This window comes from Flavobacterium sp. 38, assembly GCF_057799715.1.
Map to the genome: position 1 here is coordinate 250,552 of NZ_JBYNWZ010000007.1, position 13,403 is coordinate 263,954.

Here is a 13,403-nt window from a genome sequence, read left to right on the forward strand (position 1 = left end):
ATGAAAAAAATAATATACGTTTTGTTTTTCATTACTGCCTTAGCGCAGACAAGCTGTCAAAGCGATCCTTTGGAAGATATCGAAAAAGGAGACTGGAATAACGAACGCAATGTTTTGGATATAAAATTCGAAAATCAGGTTGGTAATGCACAAATCGTTCGCGTAGACGAGCAAACAGGAACTATCAATTTAGCAATTAACGTTGATGCCGTTCCTAACTTAAGCAATATTGTAATTAAAGAATTGGTCTTATCTTATGGAGCAAATTCATCGGTTGCTGAAGGCGAAGCTTTAAACTTTGAAAATGCTGAGAACAGCGCCAGTTTAACGGTTACTTCTCCAACAGGAAAATCAAGAAATTATACAGTTGTAGCAAGCTCATTTAGAGAATCTCTAATCGGAATTTACGATATAGATAACTTGATTGTTTACGGAGGAACAGGCCCGGAATATGGTGGTGGAGCAGTTTTAGCCATGACCGATAAACCTTGGATATGGTCAACAACAAATGGTCCGGACAAAGAATTGGACAATCAGTTAATTTTTGAAATGGAAGGAATTACAGAAGATGGAAATACGTACGGAAAAGTGACTAATACTGCTGGAGCAGATGGCCAATACGCCGATTTTATTTACGTAGGAAGTCCTCAAACCGATGTTAAAAATTTCTACAGACAAATTCCGACCGGAGAAGGAAAATGGTTGAGAAATTATGCAGCGGGAACTATCACATTCACTTTCGCAGACGGAACTATAAAAGTTGGAACTTTTGAAAATGCCGGAACAGAAGATTTAGGAAATGGACAAAAGAAAACCATTACCAATAACGCTTTTGCCTTTAATCTAAACGGTACAGACGACTGGACGAATATTTATTCGGACTATGACAAATTCGTGAAGAAACCAAGACGTTTTTGGATAGATGTTACCAAAAAAGATTAAGTAAAGAGGTTGTAAATCAAATGTATGCGAAACATATTTATTAAAATTCTAGTATCATTTTGGTTAGTGAACTCGGTAATCAGTTGCTCGGCTTCGGCCGATGCAACTATTGCTGTTGATAGCAATACCATTATAAATGAAAATTACATTGGCAACGGTGTCCAATGGGATCCGTATCAATTGGATTACGGAGAAAAACAGCTCAACATTTCGGCGGCAGACTGGCAGAAATTGTATGCGCGTCTTGATTTTATGAAACCCCAATTCATAAGAGTGATGATCAATACAACTTCGGTAATTGAAAATGGAGTCTTAAATGAAACTAAAAATTACCAAAATATTGCCCCAATTCTGGAATATTGCCAGTCCCGAAATGTGAAGGTTGTTTTAGGAGACTGGGGCGACCGAATGGTTAATAGTAAAGCCAATACGATTTCAGAAAATAATTTAAAACTGGCTGCTCAATATCTTGATTTTCTTGTGAATAAAAAGGGTTTTTCATGTATCAAATATTATAACATGATCAACGAACCGAATGGATTCTGGTCGGCTACGGATGAAAATTATGGGCTATGGAAAAATGCAGCTCAATTTTTCTGGACAAATCTTCAAGCTGTAAATCTTGATAAAAAAGTGTCTTTAATGGGACCGGATATTGCGATTTGGAAAGCCGATAAAGTAGATTGGATTACGAATTCTGTTAAAGATTTAGATAGTGCGATCGGCGTATACGACATCCATACGTATCCGTCAAAAATCACGGTCAATTCAGGAGAATATACTTCGATATTAAAAGCGTATAAAGATGCTGTTCCAAAAGGAAAACCAATCGTTATGGGAGAAATCGGATTCAAATTTGTTGAAAAACATGATGAAGGGTTAATGAACGAAAATATAGAAAGAGCCAAAGCAAAACCTTACGCTTCGGTTGAAGATTCTCAAATGTTTGTTTACAATTATGTCTATGGTTCAGATATGGCCGATGCTTTAATTCAAACCGTAAATGCCGGTTATTCGGGATCGGTTGCCTGGATGCTTGATGATGCCATGCATGCCAAAGAACAAAAAAACAAACTAAAAGTCTGGGGTTTTTGGAACATTTTAGGAGACGAATATTTTGGAAGTAAAGAAGAAGAAGTCCGCCCATGGTTTTATGCCTGGTCTTTATTGACAAAATACATGCCGACGGGTTGTAAAGTGCATCAGGTTTCGGTAAACGGAAATCCAAACCTAAAAGCGGTTTCAGTTTCTAAAGACGGAAAAAATATGATCGCGATTGTCAATGTTTCGAATCAAAATCTTAAAGTAAATCTGACTTCGAAGAATTTACCTGTTTTAGAAAAAGTAAAAAGTTTTGCTTACGCGAAAAATCAGCTGAAACTCGAAGGCGATCATACAATGCTTCCGAACAAGACCAACTTCACTTTACATTTAAAAGACAATACAACGCAAACCATTCCGGCAGAAGGACTTTTGGTTTTAACCAATTTTGAATATTAATCTTAAAAATGCGATTATGAAATCATTATATACAATTTTATTGCTGTCGGGCTTTTTGTGTTTCGGATGCTCCTCTTCTGATGACAAAAAAGATCCTGGAGGAAACGAGCCTGAAAATCCGATTCCGGTTACGCTTCAATTATCTGATCCAAACGCCACCGCAGAAACCAAAGCCTTGTATTCTAATTTATGGAGAATTCAGGAAAAAGGAACTATGTTCGGACATCACGACGATTTATTATACGGAAGAAACTGGATGACAGAAGCCGGACATTCTGATATTAAAGATGTTTGCGGAGATTATCCTGCTGTTTTTAGCGTAGATTTTGCCGAAATTATGGACGACAGAAGTTCGACTTCAACCTTAAATAATGATCGAGCAAGAGTTATTAAAGAAGCCAGAGAAAGAGGCGAAGTGATTACAGCTTGTTGTCATTTAAACAATCCTTTAACAGGAGGAGACAGTTGGGATAATTCTAAAAATACGGTGGCAAAAGAAATCCTCACAGACGGAAGCGCAACTAATATAAAATTTAATTCCTGGCTGGATAAACTGGCCGATTTTGCCAATAATTTAAAAGACAAAGACGGAAAACTGATTCCGGTTATTTTTCGCCCTTTTCACGAACATACACAAACCTGGTCTTGGTGGGGTTCTGGAGCAACAACAAAGCAGGAATTTATCAGTTTATGGAAATACACTATCGATTATTTGAAGAATAAAAAAGGAGTTCATAGCTTTATTTATGCGATTTCTCCGCAATTAGATTCACAGGGATCTGTTGAGAGCTTTTTGTTTAGATGGCCTGGTGACGATTATGTGGATTTTATTGGCTGGGACAGTTATCACGGAACCAATACCACAGCTTTTAGCACCAATCTTAGAAATCTGGCGACACTTTCGCAGCAAAAACTAAAACCATGCGGTGTTACAGAAACAGGAGTAGAAGGAATTGTAAAAAACGGGGCTCCGTACGATACGTATTGGACAAACGAAATTAGTGTTCCATTAACGGGAAAAAAAGTTTCGATGGTTGTACTGTGGAGAAACAAATACGATCCGTCTCACGAAGGAAACCATTTTTATGCTCCGTTTGACGGTCATAGTTCTGCTGCAAACTTCAAACTGCTTTATGCAAGTCCGAATATGATCTTTAGCAAAAAACTGCCGGATATGTACACGTTGGCAGTCAACACAATTGTAAAATAAAAACCAAAATACAAAATTCTAAAAATGAAATTAATTAAGTGCACTCAGAATCCAGTTTTAAGCCCAAACCCTAATAATTATTGGGAAAATCTTGTTGTTTGTAATCCGGGAGTTTGGTACGAAAACGGAACTTTTTATATGCTTTACCGAGCGGCGGGCGACGATGTTGATCATTTTATTCGTGTCGGACTGGCAACAAGTACGGACGGAATTAACTTTAAAAGAGAATCAGACGAACCAGTTTTTGGGCCAAGCAGCAACGGTCCGGATATGGGCGGGGTTGAAGATCCGAGAATCATTAAATTCGGAAGTGAATATTATGTTACGTATGCTTACAGACCTTATCCTCCTGGACGTTACTGGACCTTTCCACACGACGTAATTAATCTTCCTGAAACGGGCGAAGATGCACCTGCGGTTTTCAAACATAACATTGCAAATTCTGGTTTGGCGGTAACTTCAGATTTTAAGAATTTCAGAAGATTAGGTCGAATTACGACTTCTAATTTAGATGACAGAGATGTGATTTTATTCCCTGAAAAAATCAACGGAAAATATGCGATGTTACACCGTCCAAAACAATGGATAGGAGTAGAATATGGCTGTGATTATCCATCAATCTGGCTTCGTTATTCGGATGATTTAATGGTTTGGGAAGAAAAAAGTATTCTTTTATTAAGTGGAAGAAACGGAACTTGGGAAGAAAAAATCGGAGGAAGCACACCGCCTTTACGTACAAAAGACGGTTGGTTATTAATTTACCACGGAGTTGAAAATGGCGGAAATGGCTATTACAGAGTCGGGGTAGCTTTATTAGATTTAGAAGATCCGTCAAAAGTAACGGCAAGGCTTGAAGACTGGATTATGGAACCGGAACACGATTACGAAATTGAAGGTTTCTACAAAGGATGCGTTTTTCCTACAGGAAATATGATTCTCGATAATATTTTATATGTTTATTACGGCGCTGCCGATAAATACGTTGGTCTGGCAACTTGTGATATCAACGAATTATTACAAACTTTAAAAGATTCCAAAAAATGAAAATTCAAAATAATATCCTGATGCTTTGCGCTTTAGTCAGTTTTTCGGTTCAAAGCCAAAGCAAAATTCCAGTTGTTACTATCAATCCAAATGAGATAATTTCGAGTGAATTTATAGGAAACGGAATTGAATTTTCTGCTTATCCGCACGCCGATACCGAAAGTTCTGAATGGGGGAATTTAATGACCGATGAAAAATGGCAAATGGTTTTTGACCGTGTTTCATTCATTAAACCTAAGATCGCCCGCGTTATGGATCAGGCCAATTGGAGATATCTGAAAGGTTTTGATGCTGCAAGAAATCCGATTGTTGATTTTGAAAGTGATCAGATGCAGGCGCTTTATAAACTTCTGGATTATTGTCAAAAGAATGATATAAAAGTTATTTTGGGTGAATGGGGACAGCCGTACAAATTTCACGATACGCATCTGAATCTTCAAAATAGTTTTACGGGAGCAAACGACCCAAAATGGATTGACCTGATCGTTAAAAATCTGACTCATTTACTGAATGTAAAAAAATACAGCTGTATTAAATATTACAATTTAGTAAATGAACCAAACGGCGACTGGGCAACTACAGACGGCGATTTCGAGCAATGGAAACAAGGAATCGAACTGCTTCATAAATCCATTCAAAAAGCGGGATTAGATAAAAAGATTTCGATTATTGGTCCCGATGCAACTTCATTCAATAACAGAAAATCACAATACAAGGGTTTAGATTGGGTAAAACAAACTGCTCTTCAGATTCCGGATTTGGTTTCGGCTTATGATGCGCACGATTATCCTTCTAAAGAAAGTATTCGTTCAGGAGAATTTCAAAAGACATTTGGTGATTTGGTTCGTTTTACCGATTCAGTTCATAAAAAGCCTTTTATTTTGGGCGAGCTAGGAATCAAAGGCGATCCTTCATCTCAAAAACATCTTGGAGATAAATATACAAGTGTTGATAGTCAGCTTTCGGTTTACGATTATGATTACGGAGTTGATATGGCCGATGCTTTGATTCAGGCTATGAATGCCGGTTTTGATGCTGTAATCGCTTGGGATTTAGATGATGCCATGCATACCAAAGATGATAAAGGCGATAAATATCAATTGAAGCGCTGGGGAATGTTTAATAGTTTAGGAAAAGAACTTACAGAAGATCCGTCAGATGAAAATTTGCGCCCTTGGTTTTATACCTGGTCGATTATGACGCGTTATTTTACCGGAGATATGAAACTCCTAAAACTAGATTCAAAAATAGATAAAGTTCGTTCTGTTGCCGGAATTACTAATTCTGGAGAAATTACAATCGCAATTGCGAACAACAGTGATAAAGAAGTTGATTTTATTATTGATACTAAAAAACTAAAAGTAAAATCAAAGCTGAATAAATATTTGTACAGCGAAAACAAACGTACTGTAGACCAAAACGGATTTCCTGTTCCTTCAGAGAAAATTGATGTAAAAGACAATTCTATCAAAGTTTCTATACCAGTCCAAAGCGTTATTCTTTACACTTCATACCAAAAATAAACATGTTAAATTTAAATATAATTGACTTAGTTGTCATCGTTTTATACATCATCTTTATTGTTTGGTGGGGTTTAAAAAATAGTAAATCAAGCGATTCAGATGCTTATTTTCTGGCAGGAAGAGATTTAAAATGGCCAATGGTTGGTTTGTCACTTTTTGCAGCGAGTATTTCAAGTTCAACTTTGATGGGAAATTCAGGCGAAGGATTTATAAACGGAATTGCCGTTTTTAATTACAACTGGATTTCGATTTTGGTAATGGTTTTCTTTGCGATCTTTTTTCTTCCGTTTTATATTAAATCAGGAATTTTCACAATGCCTGAATTTCTGGAAAGACGTTTTGATGTTAGATCAAGAACGTACTTTTCGTTTATAACTATTATCGGAAATATTTTCCTCGATGCGGCCGCAACTTTATACGCCGGAGCTTTAATTATCAATATGATTTTTCCAGGCGCCGATATGATGCTGATTATTATCGGAATGGCTGTTGTTGCCGGAAGTTACACGATTATTGGCGGACTTTCATCTGTTATTAATACCGAAGTTATTCAGGCGTTTATCCTGATAATTGGTTCGACTTTATTGGCCTTTTTTGCAATGGACAGCATTGGCGGTTGGGATGCATTTTATACACAATTTCATGACGGAATTTGGTTAAAACTTACAAGACCAATGGACGATCCGACGGTTCCATGGTTAGGAATGTGGGTCGGTATTCCTATTCTTGGATTTTATTTCTGGGGAAACAATCAGGTTATGGTACAAAGGGTTTTATCTGCAAAATCAATCGATCATGGTCGAAAGGGCGTCTTACTGGTTGGTTTTCTGTATTTGTTTACGCTTTTCATTTTTATTTTTCCCGGAGTAATTGCGCGTGGAATTAATTTGTTTGGAGTTGAAAATCTACCGCATGAAATCATCAGCGGAAGCGAATTAAAATCAAAATACGGTATTAATACCGATCAGGTTTATCCGAGATTAATTAGCAGAGTTCTTCCAATTGGCTTAATCGGGATTATTTTATCGGCTATGATTTCGGCTTTAACATCCGCATTAAGCGCAACTTTAAATTCAGTTTCTACTTTGTTTACAATGGATTTTTACAGCAAATTTGATAAAAATGCGTCAAGCGAAAAAAAGGTAAGAGTCGGAAAAATTACTGCGGTTGTCACTTTGATAATTGCCATTTTATGGGCGCCGTATATTGGTAAATTTGATTCGTTGATTGCTTATTATCAAGAGATATTATCTTATTTGGCACCGCCGGTTGTAGGAACATTTTTCCTCGGATTATTCTGGAAACGTTCTAATGCCATCGGAGCTTTCAGCGGTTTAATGTCGGGATTATTTATTGCAGTGATTATTATGAGTGCGAAGTATATTTTAGGTATTCAAATCGGGTTGCACTTTTTATTATTAGCTCCAATTATTCTGGTTTTAAGTATTCTGGTTAATGTTACTGTAAGTCTTTCTACAAGACCTCCTTCAACGGAAAAAGTGAAAGAGAACACTTGGACAAAAGCACTTTGGACGGAAGAAACAATTGCTTTAAAAGATGTGGTCTGGTATAAAAACTTTCGTGTTCAGGCACTTCTTTTGGTTATTGCGTGTTTCGTGATGTATGCTGTATTTTTCTAATTGCTGTGTTTTTTTAAACACATAGGGACATAGATTTACAGAACTGGAAATGGCATTTCACATTTCTAAAATTCACATACTATTTATGTGTTGGAAACTAGTTTCTTTTCATACTCTTTTTCTGCATTAAAAAAGTCTATGTTTCTATGTGTTTAAAAACACAGCCAACAAAAAGATATTTATGAAAAAACTTCAAATTTTAGCGCTTCTTCTAATCATTTCCGGATTAGGAGCAAGCGCTCAAACGACTGATGCTGTAATCGAAAAGAAGATAGAAACTCTTTTGAAGAAAATGACTTTAAAAGAAAAAATCGGTCAGATGAATCAGCTTTCTGCAGATGATATGGAAACCAATTATAAAGTCATTAAGAAGGGAATGGCAGGTTCGGTTTTGAGTATTACAAATCCTGAAATTGCCAATAAAGCACAGAAAATTGCTCTAGAACAAACCAGATTAGGAATTCCGCTTATTATTGGGCGTGACGTTATTCATGGTTTTAAAACCATATTTCCGATTCCGCTGGCGCAAGCAGCAAGTTTTAATCCTGATTTAGCTGAAAAAGCGGCTCGTATTGCTGCGATTGAAGCATCAGAAACCGGAATTCGCTGGACATTTGCACCAATGATCGATATTGCCCGCGATCCGCGTTGGGGGAGAATTGCCGAAAGCTGTGGAGAAGATCCTTATTTAACTTCAGTTATGGGAGCTGCAATGGTAAGAGGTTTTCAGGGAAAAGATTTATCAGATCCGACTTCTATTGCTGCTTGCGCTAAACATTTTGCAGGTTACGGTGCTGCGGAAGGAGGAAGAGATTACAATACAACGAATATTACTGAAAGACAGTTTAGAAACCTCTATTTAAAATCTTTTGAAGACGCGGTTAAAAAAGCAGATCTAGCGACAATTATGACGGCTTTTAATGCTAATGACGGAATTCCTTCTTCTGGAAATGAATTTCTGCTAAAGCAAGTTCTTCGAAACCAATGGAATTTTAAAGGTTTTGTAGTTTCGGACTGGGCTTCGATTACTGAAATGGTCGATCACGGATTTTGTTCTGATACAAAAGAAGCTGCTCAAAAAGCTATAAACGCTGGAGTTGATATGGAAATGGTCAGCGGTACTTATGTGGCTTATGCGGAATCTCTTTTGAAGGAAAAGAAAATAAGTATGGAAAGTATCAATAATTCTGTTCGAAATATATTGAGAATAAAATTCAAATTAGGCTTGTTTGAAAATCCATATGTTAAAGGAAATCTCAATGAAGTTTTTTATAAAAAAGAACATTTAGAAATTGCTGAAAAAGCCGCTGAAGAATCTATAGTTTTATTAAAAAATGAAAATAATATTCTGCCTTTAAAAAAGCCGAAAACAATTGCCGTTTTTGGTCCTTTAGCCGATGCGCCACATGATCAATTAGGAACTTGGGTTTTTGACGGAGATAAAAGCCACACAATCACACCGCTTAAGGCTTTAAAAGAAAAATATGGAGAAGAGATTAAAATTCTTTACGAGCCAATTTTAAAATATTCCAGAGATATCGATTCTACTCAATTTGGAAAAGCCAGAGAAATGGCAAAACAGGCAGATGTTGTTTTATTATTTCTGGGAGAAGAATCGATTCTTTCCGGAGAAGCGCATAGTCTTTCGAACCTGAATCTTCAAGGCAATCAATCGAAGCTTTTAGAAATTTTAAATGAAACTAAAAAGCCGATTGTAACAGTTTTCGTTGCAGGAAGACCTTTAACAATTGAAAAAGAAGTCAAAGAATCTAATGCAGTTTTATACGCTTGGCATCCGGGAACGATGGGCGGTCCGGCAATGGTTAATTTATTATTTGGAAAGGCAAATCCGTCTGGGAAATTACCGATTACTTTTCCTAAAAATGTGGGACAAATCCCGATGTATTACAATCATTTAAATACAGGACGTCCGGCAAATGGAAAGGAAATCAATTTGGATAATATTCCTGTTGAAGCTTCTCAGACTTCGTTAGGAAATAAATCCTATTATTTAGACAACGGAACAGAACCTTTGTTTCCTTTTGGTTTTGGGCTTTCTTATACGCAATTTGAATATGGGAAAATTTCGCTTTCGAAAACTCTTCTCAATCCAAAAGAAACACTTGAAATTTCGTTTACTTTAAAAAACAATGGAAAATACAAAGGAACCGAAGTTGTGCAGTTGTATGTGAGAGATATTTCGGCTTCGATTGCTTTACCAGTTAAAGAATTAAAAGGTTTTAAAAGAATTGAATTAGAATCGGGAGAAAGTAAAAAGATAACATTCGAATTAAAAATGGAAGACCTTGCTTTTTACGGAATAGATATGAAGAAAAAAGTAGAGCCAGGAAAGTTTGATTTGTGGATTGGCGGATGCAGTTCTAAAGGAGAAAAAGTTTCATTTGAAGTACAATAAATTATGAAAAAGCTATTATATCTGCTAATTGTATTATTTCAGTGTACAGTGCAGTCGCAGGATTTTATTAAAGTAGAAAACGGACATTTTCTAAAAGCCGGAAAACCATATAAATATTTAGGCACCAACTTTTGGTACGGAATGAATCTGGCTGTTTCCAACAAAGAAAGATTAATTCGTGAATTAGATCGCTTAGAAAATCTGGGCGTAATTAATCTTAGAATTATTGCCGGTTCTGAAGGAAATTCCAAAATACCGTGGACCGTGCAGCCAACCATGCAGAAAGAACCCGGAATTTATAATGAAGAACTTTGGCTCGGACTTGATTTTCTTTTAAATGAAATGAAAAAGAGGAATATGAGGGCTGTAGTTTGTCTTAATAATTTCTGGCCATGGTCTGGTGGTTTTGCGCAATATATTTCCTGGACAAAGAAAAATGAATATATTCCGTATCCGCCGCCAGCAGAAAATGGTAACTGGAGAACTTATCAGCACTATTCAGCGCAATTTTATAGTAATGAAAAGGCTAAGAAATGGTTTTTAAATCATATCAAAAAAGTAATTAGCCGCGAAAACTCAATCAATAAAATATCATATAAAAATGATCCGACGATTATGGCGTGGCAATTGGCCAATGAACCTGAAGGAAGTAACAATGTCGAACATTATAGAAATTGGATTCATGAAACGGCTAAGTTTATTAAAAGCTTAGATTCGAATCATCTGGTTTCCATTGGTTCAGAAGGGAATACACCATCACCATCGAACGGAACCAATTTTGAAATCGATCATCAGAGTAAATATATTGACTATTGTACTTTTCATCTTTGGGTTCAAAACTGGGGCTGGTTTGCCCCGCTTAAAGCGAAAGAAACGTATCCAGAAGCATTAGAGAAAGCAACAAATTATATTGATGAACATGTAAAGATTGCTCAGAAACTCAATAAACCAATCGTTCTTGAAGAATTCGGGATTTCGAGAGACGAGAACAGTTACGAAGCTAATTCATCAATAAAAATCAGAGATGATTATTATGCATTTATTTTCGATATGATCTATAAATTAAGCAAAACAACTCCACAAGTTTCCGGTGTAAATTTCTGGGCTTGGGGAGGCGAGGGCAGACCTTCACAACCGATGTCAGTCTGGAAAACCGGAGACGATTTAATTGGCGATCCTCCTCATGAATTTCAAGGATGGTATTCGGTTTATGATACTGATAAAGAAACGCAAGATATAATAAGTGAATTTGCCTTAAAACTAAACAAAGGAAATCTGTAGGGTCTATTATTAGATTCTTTCAATTCATTTTCGACATACATTCGCTATGAAAAAAAACTATTCAATAAAAGATATAGCGGCAGAATTAAATATATCAGTTACTACAGTTTCGTTTGTCTTAAATGGAAAAGCAATTGAAAAACATATTTCCAGAGAAACTGCACAAAAAGTTACTGATTACGCAAAAAGGATTAACTATAGAGCAAATGAGATTGCACGATGTCTTCGTACAGGAAAGTCACAGATTTTAGTATTTATAGTCAAAGACTTTTCAGATGCATTCTTTTCTAAATTTGCTGCAATTTTTGAGGATCTTGCCTATCAGAATGGATATAAAGTTATTTTTTGTTGCAATAGCAATAAAGATGATAAAATGGCCGAATTGATAGACTTTTATAAACTTTTGTATGTTGACGGATTTATAGTAGCAACTTCTATCGAAATGAAACAAAAAGTTCAGAATTTGTTTAAGGAAGATGAAAAATTAATTTTATTAGATATTGATGAGCTTAATGAAGATTCTCCTTTGTTTAAAATTGCTGAAGCTATGATAGGATCAGTTTTGAAACTTACAATTGTATAAATATTAAGAAATTTTTGACTTTATATATGTACAAACTAAAAGCTGAATGAGTTAAAATTTTATTGAGCTTTTGGTTATAATTTTCTATTGAGCGCTGAAATGGATTTTTTACCAATTTTGGACGATTAAGTCTGTAGTAGCCCTAACGGGACAATTCTCGAACCATTTTACAAATGATTTAAGAAGAATAAATATAATTAATGATAAAGAGAATAATTTGTTTTTAACAGGTATAGAAAACAGACATCTTACTTTTTTCCTTTTTGAGAGCAAGATAAATTTAGAATGTTAATCTTTCAATTTTTTATTTAGTTGTTTCTGAGTAATTCGATACTTTTTAATTTTACTACAGTCAATTTCTTTATTGTAATTGTATAAAGAAGTGTCACTATTTTCTTTTTTAATATGCGACAAATCAATAAAATATATTCCCTTTTTGAAATTAATTTCTTTTAGATATAATTTCTCTCCGTAATCTAAATTAAAATTTATTTTTATGAAAACACTCATTATGGATTTATCATTAATGATATTCAAAATAATAATATCGTTTTTTCGGGGATAAGGATTTCCCATATATATGTACATAAATTCCTTATCAGTGCGAATTCTATCTCTATAATTTTTCCAGTATTCATCTGTAAGATAAGTATTTTTTGATTTTTTGTAATATTCTAAAGAAGGAGAGTATAATTTAAAATGGTGTTTAACCTTAATTGAATCTTTTTCTAACAAGCTATATTTTAATTTAAAAATAGCGGGTGGTTCTTGAGCAAAGCAAAAAAAAGATTGAATAAATAAAAGTGTGTAAATATAGTTTCTCATAATTATGTATAATATTAGGGATATTAACTGATCTATCGAGTTTATAATTGCTGTAAAAATATTTATTGCAGGAAGTTTATTCTTCAATATACGCGGTAATATCATTTAATATTTCTCCTGTTTTACCATCAATTTGAATTGTTCTAGTTTTTGCCATTATGGCTATCTGTATTGAATAACAGTAACTAGGCATAAAATAGAATCGCTTGTAAAACGATCTTTCTATTACTAGTGGTTCATAATTACTATCCCTAATAAAATTAATTTGAAGCTCTTTTTTGAACATTGAAATTGAATTCTTTACAGTAAAATCAAATTCTTCATCATAAATTATCAACGTTTATGTTTTTTTCTTAATCAAGACATTCATAAAAACCGCTATTCATCTTTTTTAGTAATTTCTTTACGAGTTTACGATAATATCGGCTATTTTGTCTAG

General features: G+C 35.0%; 10 protein-coding genes. 9 read left to right on the forward strand and 1 reads right to left on the reverse strand.

Annotation, left to right across the window (positions count from 1 at the left end; genetic code table 11):
- The 9 genes from AC3E9W_RS17615 to AC3E9W_RS17655 all read left to right on the forward strand — a co-directional run bounded on the left by AC3E9W_RS17615 (position 1) and on the right by AC3E9W_RS17655 (position 12,139).
- Positions 1-942 (forward strand): hypothetical protein, encoded by a 942-nt coding sequence (locus AC3E9W_RS17615; protein WP_306157369.1) that lies wholly within the window; start codon positions 1-3, stop codon positions 940-942.
- A 24-nt stretch (positions 943-966) separates the two neighbouring features.
- The gene (locus AC3E9W_RS17620) at positions 967-2,442 is read left to right on the forward strand and encodes a cellulase family glycosylhydrolase (RefSeq protein WP_488769371.1); all 1,476 of its coding nucleotides are present in this window, start codon (positions 967-969) and stop codon (positions 2,440-2,442) included.
- 16 nt (positions 2,443-2,458) lie between these two features.
- Positions 2,459-3,652, forward strand: coding sequence for a glycoside hydrolase family 26 protein (locus AC3E9W_RS17625; protein ID WP_488769372.1), 1,194 nt, complete (start codon positions 2,459-2,461; stop codon positions 3,650-3,652).
- A gap of 24 nt (positions 3,653-3,676) precedes the next feature.
- Complete coding sequence (locus AC3E9W_RS17630) at positions 3,677-4,696, forward strand: glycoside hydrolase family 130 protein (protein WP_306157364.1); 1,020 nt, start codon at positions 3,677-3,679, stop codon at positions 4,694-4,696.
- On the forward strand, positions 4,693-6,219 hold the full coding sequence (locus AC3E9W_RS17635; protein WP_488769373.1) for a cellulase family glycosylhydrolase: 1,527 nt from the start codon (positions 4,693-4,695) through the stop codon (positions 6,217-6,219). The genes AC3E9W_RS17630 and AC3E9W_RS17635 overlap by 4 nt, the downstream gene beginning before the upstream one ends.
- A 2-nt stretch (positions 6,220-6,221) precedes the next feature.
- On the forward strand, positions 6,222-7,859 hold the full coding sequence (locus AC3E9W_RS17640; RefSeq protein WP_306157359.1) for a sodium:solute symporter: 1,638 nt from the start codon (positions 6,222-6,224) through the stop codon (positions 7,857-7,859).
- A 181-nt stretch (positions 7,860-8,040) separates the two neighbouring features.
- On the forward strand, positions 8,041-10,275 hold the full coding sequence (bglX, locus tag AC3E9W_RS17645) for a beta-glucosidase BglX (RefSeq protein ID WP_488769374.1): 2,235 nt from the start codon (positions 8,041-8,043) through the stop codon (positions 10,273-10,275).
- A gap of 3 nt (positions 10,276-10,278) precedes the next feature.
- Positions 10,279-11,556 carry a glycoside hydrolase 5 family protein gene (locus AC3E9W_RS17650; protein WP_488769375.1) on the forward strand — a complete coding sequence of 426 codons (1,278 nt, stop codon included), beginning with the start codon at positions 10,279-10,281 and terminating at the stop codon, positions 11,554-11,556.
- Positions 11,557-11,602: 46 nt separating this feature from the next.
- Entirely contained in the window at positions 11,603-12,139 is a 537-nt protein-coding gene (locus tag AC3E9W_RS17655) for a LacI family DNA-binding transcriptional regulator (protein WP_306157353.1), read from the forward strand.
- 288 nt (positions 12,140-12,427) lie between these two features.
- On the opposite strand, the gene AC3E9W_RS17660 is transcribed toward AC3E9W_RS17655, so the two are convergent.
- Positions 12,428-12,964, reverse strand: a complete 537-nt coding sequence (locus AC3E9W_RS17660; RefSeq protein WP_488769376.1) for a hypothetical protein — start codon at positions 12,962-12,964, stop codon at positions 12,428-12,430.
- Between the last annotated feature and the right edge of the window lie 439 nt (positions 12,965-13,403).